Here is a 19,424-nt window from a genome sequence, read left to right as displayed (position 1 = left end):
AGCCAGATGCTATGCAGCGGGCAGCAATTATGTGAAACTTCACTTTCAGTACCCTGAAATAATACTATGGACTGTGTACCTTGTCTTTAAATCAGTCATTTAAAAAAGAAATATGAATATGTCCGATTCCCATGCCAGTGCAAGCCCGCAGCAGCAGTATCCATCTTCCTGGATTTTACTGCTGGCATTGCTGACCTCACATGGTCCGCTGTCGATTGATATGTATCTGCCGGCCTTGCCCCAAATGGCAGATGATTTTGGCGTCAGCACGCAAATGGTGGCCAACAGTCTGCCGGCTTATTTTCTGGGCCTGGCAATTGGACAGTTAATTTATGGTCCTTTAAGTGACCGGATTGGCCGTAAAACCCCACTGTATTTTGGTTTGGGACTGTATTTTTTGGCCAGTCTGCTCTGTGTTTATGCCCAGGATGAATGGAGCCTGATTGCGGCGCGGGTGTTGCAGGCCTTAGGGGGCTGTGTTGGGGTGGTAATTGCCCGTGCGGCAATTCGTGACCGGCTGGATATGCAGGCTTCCGCGCAGGCTTTTTCCAGCATGATGATTGTGACCGCAATTGCGCCCATTATTGCGCCGGGTCTGGGGGCGATTGTGCTGAGCTTTTTTGACTGGCAGGCGATTTTTGTCTGTCTGGCCATCATGAGTTTAGTCTGCTGGTTATGTGTTCATTTTTTCTTTCAGGAAACCTTGCCGCCAGAGCGCCGTCTGAAATTGAATTTCTATCAGGTGCTGACCCTCTATCTGGCGATTTTTAAGGACCGCAGTTTTTATTTACCGATGATTGCCGGCTGTTTTACCGGCGGGGCGATGTTCTGTTATATCAGCAGTTCTGCCGCTGTTCTGATGGATGGTTATGGCTTGAACCAGCAGCAGTTTTCGATTGCTTTTGGTGCCAATGCGGTCGGTATTATGCTGGCCTCGACCTTAAACAAGCATTTGGCAACCAGCAGCTCTTTAATGACCCGTTTAAAAATAGGCGGTACGGTGCAGGGCACTGGCGCGCTAATTCTGGTCATCGCCGGGCTGATGAGCCATGCGCCGATTGTTGTGGTTTTTGCCGGGCTGTTTTTAGCTGTGGCCGGAATTGGTTTTACTGGCCCCAATGCCATGGCGTTGGCAATGTCGGAGCAGGGTGCCCGTGCCGGTACAGCTAGCGCGATTATGGGTAGTATGCAATTTAGCTGCGGTTTAATTGGCGGCTTAATGCTGAATGTGCTGATCTGGGATGCTTTATTAAATATGGGCAGTGTGATGCTACTGTTTATTCTGATTGGGGGGAGTGCGATGTACATTATGCATCGAGAGCGGAAATTAAAAACTGCCTAAACCAGATTTATCTTTAAAAAAAGAAAAAAGAAGAAACCAGAGCGTTTTCTTCTTTGCTCTTTCAGCTGTTGCAGCGTGAGGGCCGTAGCTAAACAATTATTCTACAAATACGGCAAATTCTTCGACCGGTACGCGCGGGGTAATAAAGCTATTTACAATATGCTCAGGATCGGCATAACCCAAGGCCATACCACAGACCAGTTCTTCATCGGCCGGGGCATTTAAGACCTCCAGTACAATGCGATGAAAACTATTCCAGGCTGCTTGTGGGCAGGTGTCCAGCCCGCGTGCCTTGGCGGCAATCATCACGTTTTGCATCATCATTGAAAGATCCATTTTCGAACCAATTTCCAGGTCACGATGCAGGGTGAAAAACAGGCCTACCGGTGCATCAAACAGCTGAAAATTACGCAGATGCTGCGCGGCCATCTTCTGTTTTTCGCCTTTTTCAATATTGAGCAGGCCATACAGCCCCCAGCCATTTTCACGGCGCCGCTCAATAAACGGCGAGAACCATTGTTCCGGATAATAGGAAAAGGTGGCCTGATAATCGGCCGCACGTTCAGGATGCAAATACAGTTCAGTTTGTGCCTGACAGACCCGATCAATGAGTTCCTGACGCTTTTGACCGGTCACTACATACACCTTCCACGGCTGAATATTGGTGCCGGATGGTGCGCGGCTGGCCACGCTTAGAATATCTTTAATCATTTGCGGATCGACCGGCCGATCTAAAAAGGCGCGCACTGAATGACGCGAGCTAATGGCCTGATCGACCAGTTGTACTAGTCCTTTATCCATGAAAAATCCCTTAAAATGTTTATGTTCTAATCAACTGTTGCTATATACAATAGTCTAATATTTAACCGGGTGGGTAACTTTTGCTTTTCGATAAAACCATGATAATTCGATATTTTTGCAAATGAGAATTAGAAAAATTGATCAGTCCTTTATCCTTATACGTTAAAAGTGATTTTAATAAAATAAATTAATTGTTAGATTGAAAGCATAAAACGATTACAGTTTTGTGTAATTCTTTATCAATAAGACTTTTAATTATTTGATAAATAGCAAAAGTGTGATGATTAAATGACATTTAAATCAGGGATGCTTGCCATCTGAGTCAGTATTTAAAATGTCTTAAAAGAGCACGGATGCGCATTATTTTTTACTCTGGAGAAACCCATGGATCGTAAAATCCAAACTTCACTTATCACAAAAACATTAGCGGTCGCAATTACAGCAGCAATGGCCTCTACGGTACAGGCAGCAAGCACTGAACAACAACAAATTCAAGAATTACGCCAGGAAGTACAAGCACTCAAAGCTTTAATTCAACAGCAGCAACAGGTTCAGCAACAGCAACAAGTCCAGATCCAGCAAGTTCAGGCGCAACCGGCACCTGCAGCAAAATCGGCTTCACCATTTTCCTTAAAGTCGAAAGGTGGTGCTGAAGTCAATCTGTACGGTTTTGTGCGTGGGGATGCTGCGTATCAAATTGAAGGTGGTAATGGAATTTTTAACCGTATCCACGCCGTTAGCTTGGGCGATGACAATAACGCAACTGAAGACCGTTTTGATTCAACCGCAACCACTACACGCCTTGGTTTAGACTTTAAAGGTCCAGTCGCAGGGAAAGATGTCGGCGGTAAAATTGAGATTGATTTCCGTGGTACTAATGACAGCGTACGTATTCGCCACGCTTACTTAACTATGGACAACTGGTTATTGGGTCAAACCACTTCATCCTTCCTTTCCGGTGAAACTACACCTGAAATGCTGGACTTTAACTCACCACTCGGTATTGGTACTTACCGTACACCACAAGTGCGTTATAGCGACAAAATTAATGCAGACACGACTTATTTTGTTGGTTTAGAAAAAGGACATGACGATAACAGACTGCCGGCAGCAACCGCAAAAGTTGCACATAAATTTGCTGAAGGTGCAGGTACGCTGACAGGTCGAGCGCTGGTCCAGGAAGTTCGTGCGCGTGATGTAGCTGACGAAACAGATTTTGGCTGGGGCTTGGCTGCGGGTGTAAACTTTAAACCAACTGAAACCTTAACTTTAAATGCCGACTACTCTCATGTAACGGGTGATGACAAGTTTATTCTATACACCAATGGGAATGAGCGTTATTCAGTAGATGGTAATGACATCGACTTAAAAGAATTTGATGCATTTACTTTAGGCGCTACTTTGAAAATTACACCAAAACTTCGTAGTACATTAGGTTATGGTGCAGTCTTCTTTGATGATGCTGTAGGTGAAGAAAATGACGAATTACAGCAAGGCTGGTTAAATGTCATGTATAACCCGGTACAACCAATTACCTTGGGTGCTGAATATGTTTACGGTGAACGTGAAACAGCTGATGGCCAAACAGGTAAAGATAATCGTATTGGTGTAATGGCACGTTATAACTTCTAAGTGCTGAACCAAAAAAGAGGTGGCTTGCCCATTGCTGTCCCACAATTTTTCACAAGAGGAAGCTCATTTGAGCTTCCTCTTGTTTTATGGGTATTTTATCGGGTGAAAATAAAGCTTTTAAAGTTCTTCTTTCAAACAAATTCACTTGAATTATTCTGAGTAAACGTTGAACTGTCCAACCTGTTTTTCCTAAATGTCGAGCGAAACTCACCAATAAATAGGCGATCATCGCAATCCAGATTTGTGTCTGAATTGCGTTCCTGCTGCGGCCTAGAAACGCTTTTAATTTGAGATTCTGCTTAATCGCCTTAAAGAACAGCTCAACTTTCCAACGATCTTTATAAATCGCCGCAATGGTGGAGGCGGCTAAATGAAAGTTATTGCTGAGAAAGCTAAAGTGCTTGCCACTTTGCTGATCTCTATATTCAATTCTTCTTAACACTGGGGCTTTTCTTTTTAGGGCATGTGCGCTATTCAGCTGAATGGTTTCATCTTTTAGAATACCTTTGGATTCAAGCACTGGATGTTGCTGGATCACCTGATACACAGATTTAGGCCTAAAACGTGTGACAAATCCAATGTTTTGAGCAGTCAGATTTGCATACCATTGGTAATCGACATAGCCTTTATCAAAAACTACAATGCTGCCAGCAGGAAACTGGAATTTGCGGCCTTGTACCATGTCATTTTCTTTGCCATTTTCAACTGCAACAAACTCAGGAATATCATTGCTGTGATTCAATCCTATACTGAGTTTCATGCTGGCTTTTGAGTCGTGAACTTTGGCCCATTCACATAAGGAAAGCGACAGGTCAATATGACTGGCATCCAAGGAATACAAGGGATTCTTAAAGCGAAATTTATGAGCTACTTTTGAGTGTTCATAGTATTTAAGCAACTTGTAAAATAGCTGTTGATACAAGGCAGCAGGCTGCTGCTCATTGATTCGTGCCAGCGTGCTTCGGGGAATAGACTTTGCTCCGAGATGACTCAGCTTTTCCTGTTGGCACTCCAAATTGGATTGAATATCTCTCAGACTTTGCCTACAAGAGAATTGAGACATCAATATGGCAATAAACTGATCCCACCGGGAAGCCGCTCTAAATTTCTGTCCAACATGGTGTACTTTAGCAAGTTGTTCAAAATCCTGTCGCACAACAGGTTTAATTAGCTCATGAAATACGGTATTCTGATGTGACAAAACCTGAATCCTGGTCGTTAAAGTGTTTGTTTGCACTCATATTTTAACTGTTAGGACTCAGGTTTTTTATTTAAAGCAAACTATGGGACAGCAGTGGTGGCTTGCCACCTCTTTTTTTTATTTACCGATTTTTAAAAAAACAATTTTAAATTCAGTTGCTTAAATTTATAGTTAAAAGCAATAAGTTAGACTAATAGCGAATAGCGTTAAAAAAATAAAGATTTTTAGAGAAAAAGATGCATAATGTGCGATTTTTTAAGCTGTATTGTTCAGCTTTTTCTATGTATTAAGATGTATTTGTTGGCTACATGAAGCAATGCATTTTCTATGTTTAGGAGCCTATATGAGATTATCTTTCTATAGTAAGCCTATTCAGAGATTTCAGCCTGACATTACCCTGCCACTGAAGTGTCTGTATTTTATTTTTCACTCCTTCTTTTTCAGGCAGTGCCGGTTGATATGAATTTGAGGAGCGAAGCTGAGTCTTGCGCTCCAGCTCAGATGCTTCTTCGCCAACTCAGAACTTTTTCTGATTTACATTATTCATATTGCAGAGTTTTCCCGTTTATTTAAATTAAACAGAGCAGCCTTATCATAAAAGGTGCTTATATCATCAGGTTTAAATAATCAGAACCGGAAAACAATAAGCATTGACCATATTAAATGGATATTGCCATGGAATTTACTTTTAATGCGTTTTACACCTTAATTGCGGCTGTAATCGTTCTCCTTTTGGGACGTTTTTTAGTTAACAATATTGATTTTCTAAGACGTTACAACATCCCGGAACCTGTCGCGGGCGGTTTGGTCGCTGCGGTAGTGTCTTTAATCGTGCACAATTTCTGGGGCTACAGCATTACCACCAGTAGTGCGCTACAAACCAGTTTTATGCTGATTTTCTTTGCCTCCATCGGTTTAAGTGCCAACTTTGCCAAACTGCGTGAAGGCGGTATTGGTCTGGTGATCTTTCTGATCGCAATTTCACTATTCATCATTGTACAAAACTTTGTCGGGATTAGTCTGGCGACAGTATTGGGCATTGATCCGCTAATTGGTATGATTGCCGGTTCCATTACCTTAACCGGTGGTCACGGGACTGCGGGTGCATGGGGTGAAATCCTTGAGGTTGAACATGGTATTCAGGGGGCTTTGGCCCTGGGGATGGCCAGTGCGACCTTCGGTCTGATTATTGGCGGTATTATTGGTGGGCCATTGGCCAAACTGCTGATCAACCGTTATCAGTTGGCTACACCACGTACCGATGCGCAAATTGAACAGCGTGACAATACGCCAGTTGAACCGGTACCGGGTGAGTTTGTACCATTTGAATATCCGCATCAGGTGCGTTTAATTACCGCAGACAATGCCATTACCACTTTAGGTTTATTTGCAGCCTGTCTGGCCTTTGCCGAGTTTATGACTGGTTATGCCAAAGGTACGCTGTTTGAGTTGCCAACTTTCGTCTGGGCTTTGGCTGGTGGGGTAATTCTGCGTAACGTATTAGAAGGTATTTTCAAAGTCACTATTTTTGACCGTGCGATTGACGTATTTGGTAACGCTTCATTGTCTTTATATTTGGCGATGGCATTGCTGTCATTGAAATTATGGCAACTGGCAGATCTGGCGGGCCCGCTAATGGTCATTCTAGGCGCGCAAACCATCACCATGGCCTTGTATGCGGCCTTCATTACCTTCCGTGTTATGGGTAAAAACTATGATGCTGCTGTACTGGCTGCGGGTCACTGTGGTTTTGGTATGGGTGCAACACCTACTGCGGTTGCCAACATGCAGGCCATTACCAATATGTACGGTGCTTCTCATAAAGCCTTCCTGATTGTACCGCTGTGTGGTGCTTTCTTTGTCGACTTGATTAATGCGACTGTCATTCAAGTCATTCTTAAGTTTTTTGTTTAAGTAATTTGAGTGGAAAAGCCTTGTTAAAAGGCTTTTCTTTTTAGGATGACTCAATCAGCAAAGGGTGCGAAAAAATGAATGAACAATTAAATGAAACCCTAATGTCCTGGGTGACGCTTCTAAATACCCCGCTGTGGGATTTTCTGGTGATCTTTCTGGTCGGTGTCGGGATATTTTATACCCTGATCACCGGCGCTGTACAAATTCGCCTGTTCTGGCACAGTATTAAAGCCATGAGGTCGAGCCGTAAAAAAGGCGAAGACAGTTATGGGATTACCCCATTTCAGGCCCTTGTGACCGGTTTGGCCAGTCGGGTCGGGGTCGGTAACGTTGCCGGTGTTGCGATTGCGATTGCGATTGGTGGTCCGGGTGCGGTGTTCTGGATGTGGTTTACCGCATTTTTAGGCATGAGTTCGGCCTTTGTCGAATCTTCACTGGCGCAGCTATTTAAGGTGCGTGATACCAGCAACCATCAGTTCCGTGGTGGTCCGGCCTATTACATTACCCAAGGCCTGAAACAGAAATGGCTGGGTGTAGTATTTGCGGTTGCCCTGATTTTAACTTACGGTTTCGTGTTTAACGCGGTGCAGGCCAACTCGATTATCAGTGCCACATCACATGCCTGGGGCTGGAATCAGGCCAATCTGACTGTCCCAATGGGTGCATTCAGTTTTGAACTGTCCTGGTTGGGTCTGGTTCTGGTCGTCATGACCGCCATGATTATTTTTGGCGGGATTAAACGTATTGCCAAAGTGGCAGAGAAATTTGTCCCGATTATGGCGCTGCTGTATCTGGTGGTGGCATTGTATATCGCCGTGATTAATCTGCCGATTATTCCGGATATTTTCCGCCTGATTTTCAGCAAGGCTTTTGAATTTGATGCCGCTGCCGGTGGTTTCTTTGGGGCGATGGTGTCGATGGCGATGATGATGGGCATCAAGCGTGGTCTGTTCTCCAATGAAGCGGGGATGGGTTCTGCACCAAACGCGGCTGCTGTATCGGATGTAAAACATCCGGTGAATCAGGGGCTGGTACAGATGCTGGGCGTATTCGTGGACACCTTTATTGTCTGTTCATGTACCGCAATCATCATTTTGTCTTCCGGTTTATATCAGAATGCCGGTTTTGAAGGGGTGACCCTGACCCAGATGGCGCTGGAAAGCCAGATTGGCCATTGGGGCGATGACTTCCTGGCCATTCTCCTGTTTATGTTTGCTTATTCGTCGATTATTGGGAACTACGCTTATGCCGAAGGTAACGTGCAGTTCATTAACAACAACCGCAAGATTATGCTGATTTTCCGTCTGCTGGTGCTGTTTATGGTGTATTTCGGCGCGATTGCCACCGTACCACTGATCTGGTCGATGGCCGATCTGTTTATGGGCGTGATGGCCACCATCAACCTGTTTGCCATTTTACTGCTGACGCCATTTGTGCTGATGTTGCTAAAAGACTTCAAAGCACAGCTGAAGCGTGGCGTGAAAGAGCCGGAATTTAAACTGGACAATCATCCTAAATTTAAAGACCGGGTTAATTCCGATATCTGGTAATGCAAACAACAACAGCCTCATCATGAGGCTGTTGTTTTATCAAGAGAATATTCTTTTAGATGCGTTAGCTCAGCAAAGACAGCAAACCCATATACACGCCAAAGCTACCAATCAGGCTGACCCACACCGGCAGTTTGCTTTTCAGTAAAACAATCACAAACATCACAAACGCCAGATCCAGCACTGATGTTAAATAATCCTGTCCCATATCAACAATGAGCGCGAGCAATAAACCCACCACCGCGGCATTAATACCAATCACCGCATGTTTGATTTTGTCCTGATGCATCAGCCAGGACCAATGCGGCAGGGTAGCAAAAATCAGAAAGAACGAGGGCAGGAAAATGGCGATGGTGGCAATGATCGCGTTCAGCACAGGATAGGCAGTTAAATCCAGAAAATAGCCGACATAGCTGGCAAAGCTGAATAAAGGACCCGGCATGAGCTGGGCAAAGGCATAGCCTAAATCAAACTGCTGGGCTGAGATCATGCCGGTACTGACAAAGTCCTGATGCAGCAGCGGTAAAATAATATGCCCACCACCAAAGACCAGTGCAGCAGACTGATAAAAGCCTAAAAAGCCTTCAGCCAGCAGATTCGGATTGATCCAGTTCAGCGCACCGAGCAGCAGAAATGGACAGATAAATAAGATTAGCCAGAGTGTAGTCGAGCCGAAACTGCGCTGTTCCAGCTGAAAACTCGGCGTGGTATGACTGCCGCTTTGAGGTTGTGCTTTGGCAATCCACATGCCGGCCAGACCAGCCAGCACAATCACCAGAATCTGGTTATATGACAGTGGCAGGAACCAGATCATGAGCGCAGACACAAGCATCAGCAGGTATTGCCACCAGCTTTTGCAAAAGCTTTGCAGCATTTGCCAGAAGGCCCAGAACACCACCGCCAGTACAATCAGTTGAATGGCATGAAAATACGCCGAACTGATCCACGGGAATAACTGCTGACCGATAAAGGCCAGTAGCGTCATCAGCAAGGCCGAGGGCAGGGTAAAACCCAGCCAGGCCACCACCGAGCCTAAATAGCCACGTTTTAAATAGCCAATGGCCAGTCCAACCTGACTGCTGGTCGGGCCGGGCAACAGTTGCGCTAAAGCGACGACCTGAGCATAGTCTTCATCTTTGAGCCAGTGCAAACGCTGCACAAAAGTCTGGTGAAAAAACACCAGATGCGCGGCTGGTCCCCCGAAAGATAAGCATCCCAGCTTAAAGAAAATCAGAAAAATCTGTGAATAAGATAAAGAAGACATTGGCTAGAATTTTAAAAAACCCGACTTAAGTTTAAACTGAATAGATGACAGTTTAACGAATTTAAACAATGCACTGCAGAAAATCTCCTTAGACTACAGCAGGCCTGTCGAGTTCAGATCGAGGAATCCATGTTGAATAAAAATCTTGGCTTTATCAGTGTGATGGGGGCAGTCATGCTGACCCTAGGCGCCTGTCAGCATCTGCCAGAACAGCATCAGCTGGTGTCCTCCCAATTAATGGCGACCCCGGCAATGGCTGAGGCCAGCCAGCAGAACGCACGCATGAACTTTAAAACGTTGCCACAATATACCGGACAGGACCCGGTCATTGCTTTGGTGCTGGGCAGCGGCGGCGCGCGCGGTTATGCCCATATTGGCGTAATTGAAGTGCTGGAACAAAACGGCATCCGCCCAGATTTTATTGTCGGGACCAGTGCCGGAAGTATAGTCGGGTCGATTTATGCCAGCGGCAAAAGCGCGCATGAGCTGCGTCAGATTGCCCTGAACATGGAGGCCAATGATGTCCGTGACATCAAGCTGGATATGAAAGGCTTCTTCGATGGCAAAAAAGTCGAGAACTATGTCAATACGCAGGTCAACCAGTTGCCGTTAGAGCAGCTGCCAATTCCGATGTATGTGGTGGCCACCGAATTAAAACAGGGCAAGAAAGTGGTGTTTAATGCCGGCAATACCGGACAGGCGGTACGGGCGTCGGTGTCAATTCCAAGCATGTTTATTCCAACCCGAATTGCCGATGCCGAATATGTCGATGGTGGATTGGTCAGTCCGGTACCGGTAAATGTCGCCCGCGAACTGGGTGCGGACATTGTGATTGCAGTCGATATTCTGGCCCAGCCGATGTATACCGAAACCAGCCATGTCTGGGGACTATTTAACCAGAATATTAATATCATGCAGAAGCATCTGGCCCAGGAAGAGCTGAAACATGCCGATATTGTAATTCAGCCAGATTTACGCGAAAAAGCACATATTTTTGATGTGCAGGGCCGCGAAGCCACCATGCAGGCCGGTGTGGTCGCCGCCTATGGCAAGCTGGGGCAGATTTCGCAGGTCTATCAGCATAAAGGCTATGCCGATGGTCACCGGATTCAAACCTATAACCTGCAACAAAATACTGTTGAGATACATTCGGGGCGCTAGAATGCTGCCGGTTTTTTTCTATAACTTAAGTCGAATAAAAATGGCAAGAATGCTCATATTGCAATTTGCTTTTGGCGTTAATTGCCTGATGTTATTCAATAAAGGTATTTCGATTCATGCTCAAAAGGTTGTGATTAATATTTAAAGTTTATATATAAGTGTATTTTAATTCAGCTATTTAAGTTTACCTATTGTTAATAAAGCTCTTATACTGGCCGCATTAGAATATAATGATTTATCTTAGAAGCTAAAACTGAGCAGGGCATGAGCATGAAGCAATTACACATTGGACAATCTGTACAACTGGCCAGCATGGAACAAATTATTTTTACCATTAAAAAAATTAATGCCGATGGTTCCTATGAAATTGAAGCCCAGCTCGATGCACAAAATGTTTTAAATTATGGTCATGTGTCGCCGGAAATGTTGCGTCATATCAACCCGGCTTAAAAACTCAGGCAGTAAAAGTCCAATTTTGGGCTGAGCTCATCGGCCCGAATGGAAAAAATCCACCTCCTGACGCACCTGCTGAAATCCTGTTCAAGTGGTGTCGGGATGTGGATAAATAATTGAAAATTCAAGTAATAGCACAAAACACTATATATTTTTCTAAATAATACCCCAATCACCATAAATAATAATGATGACTTTATTGCCGAATTGAACATTTAATTTGTGTTAAAAACGATATAATAATATTCACATATCCTGTCTTTTATAAGAGCCGAAAACAAGATGTCCCCATTAGATCAGCTTAAACCCATCTTAGAAGATCAATCTGAATTAACCATGTCGGTGTTAATGACGCCAGATATGGCAAACTTTTCCGGTAATGTTCATGGGGGAACAATTCTAAAATTACTGGATCAGGTGGCTTATGCCTGCGCCAGCCGTTATTCAGGCAGCTATGTGGTGACACTTTCGGTAGATAAAGTGAACTTTAAGGAACCAATTCATGTCGGCGAGTTGGTGACGTTCCTGGCCAGTGTGAACCATGTAGGTCGTACTTCCATGGAAATTGGCATTCGCGTCGAAGCGCAGAACATTCAAAAACGCACCGTGCGTCATACCAATAGCTGCTATTTCACCATGGTCGCAGTTGATGAGCAGGGCAAACCCAAACAGGTGCCGGCCTTAAATCTGGACAATGACTGGAAACGCTGCCGTTTTGAAGCGGCAGAACAGCGTAAAGTGGCGCGTTTACAGGAAGGTACTCATCCATCTTGCAGTATTTACAAGAAGTCGATTTAAGTCCGACTTTCACGGTATTGAAGAAAGACCTGACATTTCAGGTCTTTTTTTATTGCCACATTTTTTTATACCAGACGACAGAAGAATCACTCGCCAGCCGACACCAACTGGATTATTATAAAACGATACGTATCGTTTCGTTTTGGGCTGGGTATGGAAACTGAAAAATCATCACGGCGGCAGCAATGTATTTTAAATGCCGTAGTCGAGGCACTGGCAGAGTATGACTATAGCCATCTGACCATTGAGGATATTGCGACGCGGGCCGGTGTGGGGAAATCGACCATCTACCGCTGGTGGAAACATAAATCCGAACTGGTGTTCGATGCCTTTAAGCTGCAAACCGCCTCGATTTTTGAACTCGACTTTAGCCTGTCTTTGCAGTTTAACCTGACCCAGCAATTGCTCAAGCTGAGTCAGGCGCTGAATCATCAGGTTGGCCGGGCGGTACTGGTGGTGATGGCCGAGCAGCGTGAAACTGCCGCGGCGTTTTTTCGTGAATATTTGCTGCCACGGCGTGAACAGATGCGCAAACTGATTCAGCTGGCGATTCAGCGTGGCGAAATTGTGGCGCAGTATCCGTTTGAACTGATGCTCGACACGCTATATGCACCGATTCATTACCAGATTATTTTCTTTAACCGGATGCCCGATGCCGACTATATTCAGCAGCTGATTGAGATGGTGCTGGCACCAGTCCGGGTTCAGCCGCTTATTGACGCGCAGGAGAGTTAAGCCTATGTCTGCTCAAAGCGCTGCTGTATTATGGAATCGCGCATTTATTCTGTGTCTTTTCAATAACCTGTTTCTGTTTGTTTATTATTTTGCTCTGCTGGCCGTATTACCAATTTATATCATGAATGATCTGGGCGGCACGGTCAAAGAAGCCGGTTTGGCCCTGACCCTGTTTCTGGTGTCCTCGATTGCCATCCGGCCGTTTTCCGGTTTAATCGTGGAAAAGCTGGGCAAGAAACTGTCTTTTCGCGGTTCTGAGCTGTGCTTTGTGCTGTTTGCCTTTTGCTATATCTGGATTGACAGCATGTGGAGCCTGCTGCTGGTGCGTTTTTTACATGGCATCTGGTTCAGTATTTTAACCACGGTGGCGGTGCCAGTGGCCAGTGACTTTATTCCGGAAGCGCGTAAAGGCGAGGGTATTGGCTATTTTGTGATGTCGACCAATTTGGGCGTAGTCTTTGGGCCTTTAATTGCCTTAACCACCATCCAGTTCACCAGTTTTCGGGTGTTGTTTGCCGTGCTGGCAGTGATTATGGCGATAGGTTTTCTGTTCTGTCTCAGCCTGAAACTGCAGGATGATCGGGTCAAACCAGCTAATCTGTCTGATCCATCTGCCACGAAACCCCGGCTGAGCCTGCATGATATTGTCGAAACCCGGGTCATTCCGGTGGGGCTGGTGGCCATGCTGACTGCCTTGGCCTATTCCAGCGTGATCAGTTTTATTACTGCCTATAGTGAAGCCAAGCAGTTACTGGCCTATACCAGTCTGTTCTTTGTGGTCTTTGCTGTGTCCATGATTGTGGTGCGGCCGTGGGTCGGCAAGCGTTATGATCGTAAAGGTCCAAGTGCGGTGATGTATCCGTCCTTTGTGTGTTTTGCCATGGGACTGGTGATTGTCAGCTTTTTATCTAATCCGTGGATTTTATGGCTGTCGGCGGTGTTTATTGGTATTGGCTACGGCACCTTGTTTCCGTGTCTGCAAACCGTGGCCATTCAAACGGTCAATAAACAGCGCATGGGTCATGCGATTTCAACGTTCTTTACCCTGTTTGATCTGGGGCTGGCACTCGGTTCCGTGCTGATGGGCATCCTGATTGCCTGGATGGGCTTCCAGCTGACCTATTTACTCTGCGCCGTGCTGGTGCTGTTGACCTTGCTGCTTTACAAAGCCATGGTCACACCAACCTTGCGTCAGGCTCCCTAAGAGGCTTCAACATGGAATTAAGACATTTACGTTATTTTGTTGCGGTGGCAGAAGAGCTGAACTTTACCCGGGCCGCAGCCAGAATGTATACCGTGCAGCCATCTTTAAGCCAGCAAATTAAAGATCTGGAACAGGAGGTCGGGGTACAGTTATTGCTGCGTTCCAACCGTAAAGTGGAACTGACTCCAGAAGGCGAGGCCTTTTTAAAGCAGGCGCGTTTGTGTCTGGACTATGCCGACAAAGCCATTCAGGAAGCGCGGCAAGTGGCACAGGCACAGAAAGCACAGCTGAATATCGGCTTTGTGCCGGTGGCTGAAATGAAAGTGTTTCCTTATATCATGCCGAATATTCGCGCCCAGTTTCCCGATTTAAAAATCCATTTTCATAGCCTGCCGGATGCCGAGCAGTTTAAGGCCTTAAGTCGGGCGGAAATTGATATTGCTTTTACCCGCTATCCAGATGAATCGGGAGCGTTTGAGTCAATCCAGATTTTTGATGAACCACTGACCCTGATTGTGCCGAAAGATTCTCCGGCGGCCAGCTTAAAACATATCAGCATCAAAAGTTTTCAGCAGCAGGATTTTGTGATTAGTGATGAGCACGCTTCACCGCAGCTGTACAAAATTATTCAGGACTTTTTAAAGCAGTCCAGGCTGGAGATTCATGTGGTGCAGCATTCCACCAATATCCTGATGAACGTTAATCTGGTCGGGATGGGTGTGGGCTGGAGTCTGGTGCCCGCTTATGTGATTCCACTACTTGGCGATAAAATTGTGGTGAAAAATACATTAGAGCCACTGCCGATGATTGGCCTCTATGCCAGCTATCGCAAACAACATCGCAGCGAAGCGATTGAGCTGATTTTAAAAGTATTGAAAGCACAGTTTTATATGGATTTTGGCTAAAGCAAACGTGTTATGCCCAACTACATATCGGCGCAGCCGGTTTTTTAAAATTGGTGAAGCCGTTAAAGATGGACACAAATCAACAGCGTTTCTCGCCGGACAGCAGGCTTAAAATATAAGCATTGATGCACTGTCGAGGAACTCCACATGCAACTGTATACGCATCCTCAATCACGTGGTCAGACCCTAATGCCGCTATTACAGGAGCTGCAGATTCAGGATCAGATCGAGATTATTCAGGTCAGTTGGGAAGATCTGCAACAGCCAGAGTATCGGGCCATGAATCCTTTGGGCAAAGTGCCGCTACTGGTCGATGGCCCGGTTTTTATTAGTGAAACCCCGGCAATTTTTGCCTATCTGGCTGATCATTTCTTTGAACAAGGTTTGGCCCCGGCCCTGGATGATCCGCAGCGCGGCGCCTATTTCAAATGGCTATTTTTCTGTCATGGCCCATTAACCGAATGGATTGACTTGAGCAATTTCCAGATCAGTCAGGCCCAGCTCGAACAGCATAAACGCGGTTTAGGGATGGGATTGCCGGAAGATCTGATGGCGTTTTTAAAACAGGGACTGCAGCAGGCCAACCCCTATTTGCTCGGTGAGCGTATGAGTGCCGCAGATTTGTATCTGGCGTACTGGCTGGCCTATGCCATTGCTCTGAAGGCCATTCCTTATCTGGAAGAATTTCGGCCGTATCTGCAATGGATGGCGCAGCGGCCATCCTTAAGTCAGGTGATCTGGTTTCAGCAGCTGGATCAGCATTGAAACAGCGGCATGAACATGAGCGCGAATAGCAAAAAACCACGCCTGAGCGTGGTTTTTTGAAGGGTTCATCTTATTGGGCATGCAGTTTCTGGAACAGTTGCTGACTGGTACTTTCCAGGGTTTGCGGAATTGCCAGCGCCGCAACGAAACGGTCAGGGCGTAAAATTACCACCGAGCCTGTGGTTTTGCCAAACCAGCTGCGAATTTCTGTGCCCAGATCACCAATGGTGATGACATCTGCAGAGTGTTTCGGCTGTGGATGTTTGAGCTGCACCGCAGGAATCACCTGAATAAATTTCACCCCCAGTTTCTGCCATTGCTGCATGCTGCTGTCAGACAGTCCCCATTTTGGATCAACCCCCCAGGCGATAATCGCAAAGTCATTCCCCAGTACGTCATCCAGCAGCACCGTTTCACCTGAGGCCAGTTGTACCTGCGGCTGAATAAACATTTTACCGACCGGCGAGTATTTATCGGTTTGTGGCAACAGGGCGCCATCCTGATATTTCGGCATCGGCTTAAAGCGCATTTCCAGTAAATACTGTTTGATTGGCTTGATGTAGTTCAGCACATAAGAAATGCCATCACGGACAATACCGTGCCATTGTTTTGGCGGCGCCAGCACATGCCCGGCCATCACCGATAAATCAATCATGGCTTTGGCATGGTCTTTACGTTCAATCTGGTATGAATCGAGCAGCTCGGCAGCGGCTTTGCCCTGAATCACCAGCGCCATTTTCCAGGCCAGGTTAAAGGCATCACGCATGCCGCTGTTATAGCCCTGACCCTGCCACACCGGCATAATATGTGCTGCATCGCCGGCCAGTAAAATCCGGTCAACACGGAATTTTTCGGCAATACGCGCATTGTGGGTATAGACGCGCTGGCGAATGACCTCGATGCCATCGGTGGTTGGCAGTACTTTAGACAGTAACTTGGCGATATTTTCCGGTTTGCTCAGTTCTTCCTGGGTTTCGCCCGGCATCACCATAAACTCGAAACGGCGGATGCCATGTGGCAGGGCGGCGGACACATAAGGACGCACCGGGTCACAGCACAGATAAATATGCGGCGTGGCCAGTGGGTCATTATCAATATCAATCACAATCCACTGGTTCGGAGCTGTTTTACCATCAAAGGCAATATTCAGACGACGGCGTACCAGAGAATTGCCGCCATCGCAGGCAATCAGATATTGTGCCTGAATCACTTCCTGCTGACCCTCACGGGTATGCAGTTTGAGCGTCACGCCGTTGGCATCCTGAATAAATTCGGTCAGTTCCCGGGAAAAAAGCACTTGGGTCTGTTCATATTGGGTCAAGCCGTTTAACAGCACCTGATCAACCTGCGGCTGGATAAAGGCATTACGGCGCGAGAAACCAAATTCGCGGGTCAGCGGTTGAATATCGGCGAAGCAGCGGCCTTTTGGGGTAAGAAAGCGCATGGCATGATTGGGCGTGGTATGCGGCAAGACCTGATCGACCAGACCTAAAGACTGAATAGTCCGCAACGATTCATCATCAATCCCGATGGCGCGTGGGTAATCAATCAGGCGATCCAGCTGTTCCACCACCATCACCTGAATACCTTGTTTGCTTAAATAGTTGGCGATGGTTAAGCCGACCGGACCGGCACCCAGAATTGCCACTTCAGTTGTATAGTTTGTTGTGTTCATCGCGAGGTCCATCCATCACGTCAGATTAACGCCCATTAACGGTGAAAGATAGGGATTCAACAAGTTATGCCATAGTGGAAACAGAGGGGGACTGTAGAGGATAGTAAATAAGATGATTTTTATAATTTGTTGATTAGATGAATATTTATAATAAAAATACAATCATTCAGGATGATGTTACGATCATTTATTTCTATGGTAAAAAGACCATTTCCATAAAAAAGTGAAACCGCATCAAAGCGGTTTCACCTTCACACAATGGTATTTAATACGGTGCTGCCATCAAAAATAGCAACGCACAGTATGGTAACTATTAACGTGCAGTTTTTTCTTTGTCATCGCTTGATGCAGCTTCAGACGCAGGCTGATCTGCTGCACCGGCATTGGCCGCTGCTGCTGGTTGTTCCTGGGTGCTGACAATCACTTTGTCTTCAGTTTGAGTATTGGCTGGTGCTGCCGGTGCAGCAAAAGTGGTTGCGGTAGCAGCCGCAAACGTGGTCGCAAGTAAAATTTGAGTTAATTTCATTTTGGGCATCCTTTAATATTCATTTTAGAGTTGACCTCGTATGCACATCACCTGCATCGAGGACAGGCTTCATGCTATGCCGCAGTGGGAGATTGAGCAATCGAAGCAACAAAGCAAAAAATCTGCTTAACATTGGCTCTACATGAATGAAGAAAATGTAGCAATTGGGTAAGAATTTACCGTTTTTTGCATCTTAAATCGGCGAACTTACAGAGGAGATAGCTCGAACTATCCCCATGCCGGGATAAATAAAATTACATTGCTACCGATATTTCAGTGTTACGGGAAAAAACTACGGGCAGATAAATGTAATTAAATTTTTCTAAAAGATAGCAAAGGTAGGCGCATTTTCTGGCTCAAGCTGAAAAAATCTCAGCCAGAAAGCCGCAGTGCTGGCTTGAACCACATGGCAATCTTGCATAGCATGCAAACGTTGCCCAGCCAAAGAGTAGACCTGTGAAACTGATTGCACCGACACGCGCCGTTCCAACCCATATTATTTCCGGTTTTCTGGGAGCCGGGAAAACCACGCTGTTACAGCAGTTGCTGCGCCAAAAGCCGGAGCAGGAAGTCTGGGCGGTGTTGATGAACGAATTTGGCCAGATCGGCATCGACCAGCAGATTTTGCCGCAAAGTGACGGTTTTGAAATTAAGGAACTGCTCGGTGGCTGTTTATGTTGCAGCAGCCAGTTACCAATGCAGATTGCCTTGTCTCGCTTGCTGGATGAAGCCAAGCCCGACCGGCTGTTTATTGAACCCACCGGATTGGGCCATCCGCTGCAATTACTGGAACAGCTGACCGAACCGCACTGGCACAGCCATCTGGATATGCGCGCCTTGGTCACGGTGGTGGATGGTTCACGTTTGCACGATGCCGACTGGACCCAGCAAAACCTGTATACCGACCAGTTAAAAGCCGCCCAGATTATTGTGATTTCACATCCGGATCAGATGCAGCCGGCAGATGAACAGGGCCTGGAAAAATTAAAACAGGAATATCAGGCCTATGCACCGCGCTGGCTAGCTGCTGAAAACGGTCAGCTGCCATTGGCTGAAATTGATCTGGCCCATGTCGGCATCCAGCGTAAAATCCAGCCTTTATTGCAGCTGCAACGCACACTGCCGGCACAGGCAGAGCTGCCGGAAATTAAACAGTTGCCCTATCATTATGTGGAAACGGCGCAGGGGTATTCGGTGGCCGGCTGGAAATTTTCCCGGCGCTGGCAATTTGACTTTTATGCATTGCTGGATCTGCTCTGTGAACAGCAGGACTGGTTGCGGATTAAAGCAATTTTTCACACCAATCAGGGCTGGAAAACCTTTAATTTCAATCCGCAGCAATTTAACTATCAGTCATCGCCCGAAAATACCGATAACCGGATCGAGCTGATTTATCGTAACACCCGGGACTGGAGTGCGTTTGAGGAACAGCTGCTGGCCTGTCGTATTGACAATACTGCCTAGAATCTGTTCAGCACGGGGCAGCAAAATCCGATAT

General features: G+C 46.2%; 17 protein-coding genes. 12 read left to right on the top strand and 5 right to left on the bottom strand.

Annotation, left to right across the window (positions count from 1 at the left end; all coding sequences use genetic code 11):
- Nucleotides 1-118: 118 nt before the first annotated feature.
- The gene (locus tag F905_RS08110; RefSeq protein ID WP_005179504.1) at nucleotides 119-1,342 is read left to right on the top strand and encodes a multidrug effflux MFS transporter; all 1,224 of its coding nucleotides are present in this window, start codon (nucleotides 119-121) and stop codon (nucleotides 1,340-1,342) included.
- 96 nt (nucleotides 1,343-1,438) lie between these two features.
- Here the strand turns inward: F905_RS08110 and F905_RS08105 are convergent, their stop codons facing one another.
- Nucleotides 1,439-2,143: a nitroreductase gene (locus F905_RS08105; RefSeq protein ID WP_005179503.1), complete on the bottom strand. Its 705-nt coding sequence runs from the start codon at nucleotides 2,141-2,143 to the stop codon at nucleotides 1,439-1,441.
- A gap of 384 nt (nucleotides 2,144-2,527) precedes the next feature.
- On the opposite strand from F905_RS08105, the gene F905_RS08100 reads away from it, so the two are divergent.
- A complete protein-coding gene (locus F905_RS08100) occupies nucleotides 2,528-3,775 on the top strand; it encodes a DcaP family trimeric outer membrane transporter (RefSeq protein ID WP_005179502.1) in 1,248 nt (415 codons plus the stop codon).
- Nucleotides 3,776-3,824: 49 nt separating this feature from the next.
- On the opposite strand, the gene F905_RS08095 is transcribed toward F905_RS08100, so the two are convergent.
- On the bottom strand, nucleotides 3,825-4,976 hold the full coding sequence (locus tag F905_RS08095) for an IS4-like element ISAbe18 family transposase (RefSeq protein WP_005176703.1): 1,152 nt from the start codon (nucleotides 4,974-4,976) through the stop codon (nucleotides 3,825-3,827).
- 675 nt (nucleotides 4,977-5,651) lie between these two features.
- Here F905_RS08095 and gltS point away from each other — a divergent pair.
- Entirely contained in the window at nucleotides 5,652-6,890 is a 1,239-nt protein-coding gene (gene gltS / locus F905_RS08090; protein WP_005179501.1) for a sodium/glutamate symporter, read from the top strand.
- 74 nt (nucleotides 6,891-6,964) lie between these two features.
- Nucleotides 6,965-8,440, top strand: coding sequence for an alanine/glycine:cation symporter family protein (locus tag F905_RS08085; RefSeq protein WP_005179500.1), 1,476 nt, complete (start codon nucleotides 6,965-6,967; stop codon nucleotides 8,438-8,440).
- Between the two features lie 64 nt (nucleotides 8,441-8,504).
- Here the strand turns inward: F905_RS08085 and chrA are convergent, their stop codons facing one another.
- Complete coding sequence (chrA, locus tag F905_RS08080; protein WP_005179498.1) at nucleotides 8,505-9,704, bottom strand: chromate efflux transporter; 1,200 nt, start codon at nucleotides 9,702-9,704, stop codon at nucleotides 8,505-8,507.
- Nucleotides 9,705-9,833: 129 nt separating this feature from the next.
- Between chrA and F905_RS08075 the strand changes: the two genes are divergently transcribed.
- The 7 genes from F905_RS08075 (at nucleotide 9,834) to F905_RS08045 (ending at nucleotide 15,725) form a co-directional block, all read left to right on the top strand.
- The gene (locus F905_RS08075; RefSeq protein WP_005179495.1) at nucleotides 9,834-10,865 is read left to right on the top strand and encodes a patatin-like phospholipase family protein; all 1,032 of its coding nucleotides are present in this window, start codon (nucleotides 9,834-9,836) and stop codon (nucleotides 10,863-10,865) included.
- A 270-nt stretch (nucleotides 10,866-11,135) separates the two neighbouring features.
- Nucleotides 11,136-11,315 (top strand): hypothetical protein, encoded by a 180-nt coding sequence (locus F905_RS08070; protein ID WP_227543056.1) that lies wholly within the window; start codon nucleotides 11,136-11,138, stop codon nucleotides 11,313-11,315.
- Between the two features lie 285 nt (nucleotides 11,316-11,600).
- On the top strand, nucleotides 11,601-12,116 hold the full coding sequence (locus F905_RS08065; protein WP_005179490.1) for an acyl-CoA thioesterase: 516 nt from the start codon (nucleotides 11,601-11,603) through the stop codon (nucleotides 12,114-12,116).
- 153 nt (nucleotides 12,117-12,269) lie between these two features.
- Nucleotides 12,270-12,851: a TetR/AcrR family transcriptional regulator gene (locus F905_RS08060; protein ID WP_005179488.1), complete on the top strand. Its 582-nt coding sequence runs from the start codon at nucleotides 12,270-12,272 to the stop codon at nucleotides 12,849-12,851.
- A gap of 4 nt (nucleotides 12,852-12,855) precedes the next feature.
- Nucleotides 12,856-14,055 carry an MFS transporter gene (locus F905_RS08055; protein WP_005179484.1) on the top strand — a complete coding sequence of 400 codons (1,200 nt, stop codon included), beginning with the start codon at nucleotides 12,856-12,858 and terminating at the stop codon, nucleotides 14,053-14,055.
- An 11-nt stretch (nucleotides 14,056-14,066) separates the two neighbouring features.
- A complete protein-coding gene (locus F905_RS08050) occupies nucleotides 14,067-14,960 on the top strand; it encodes a LysR substrate-binding domain-containing protein (protein ID WP_005179483.1) in 894 nt (297 codons plus the stop codon).
- A 147-nt stretch (nucleotides 14,961-15,107) separates the two neighbouring features.
- Complete coding sequence (locus F905_RS08045) at nucleotides 15,108-15,725, top strand: glutathione S-transferase family protein (RefSeq protein WP_005179481.1); 618 nt, start codon at nucleotides 15,108-15,110, stop codon at nucleotides 15,723-15,725.
- 70 nt (nucleotides 15,726-15,795) lie between these two features.
- Here the strand turns inward: F905_RS08045 and F905_RS08040 are convergent, their stop codons facing one another.
- Both F905_RS08040 and F905_RS08035 read right to left on the bottom strand, forming a co-directional pair.
- Nucleotides 15,796-17,400 (bottom strand): bifunctional 3-(3-hydroxy-phenyl)propionate/3-hydroxycinnamic acid hydroxylase, encoded by a 1,605-nt coding sequence (locus tag F905_RS08040; RefSeq protein WP_005179470.1) that lies wholly within the window; start codon nucleotides 17,398-17,400, stop codon nucleotides 15,796-15,798.
- Nucleotides 17,401-17,713: 313 nt separating this feature from the next.
- Nucleotides 17,714-17,926: a hypothetical protein gene (locus F905_RS08035; RefSeq protein WP_005179468.1), complete on the bottom strand. Its 213-nt coding sequence runs from the start codon at nucleotides 17,924-17,926 to the stop codon at nucleotides 17,714-17,716.
- A gap of 456 nt (nucleotides 17,927-18,382) precedes the next feature.
- Here F905_RS08035 and F905_RS08030 point away from each other — a divergent pair, with 456 nt between their 5' ends.
- The gene (locus F905_RS08030; RefSeq protein ID WP_005179465.1) at nucleotides 18,383-19,390 is read left to right on the top strand and encodes a CobW family GTP-binding protein; all 1,008 of its coding nucleotides are present in this window, start codon (nucleotides 18,383-18,385) and stop codon (nucleotides 19,388-19,390) included.
- Nucleotides 19,391-19,424 lie beyond the last annotated feature (34 nt).

The organism is Acinetobacter sp. CIP 53.82 (assembly GCF_000369465.1).
Classification (GTDB): Bacteria; Pseudomonadota; Gammaproteobacteria; order Pseudomonadales; family Moraxellaceae; genus Acinetobacter; species Acinetobacter indicus.
This window is presented reverse-complemented; position numbering and strand designations above follow the sequence as displayed.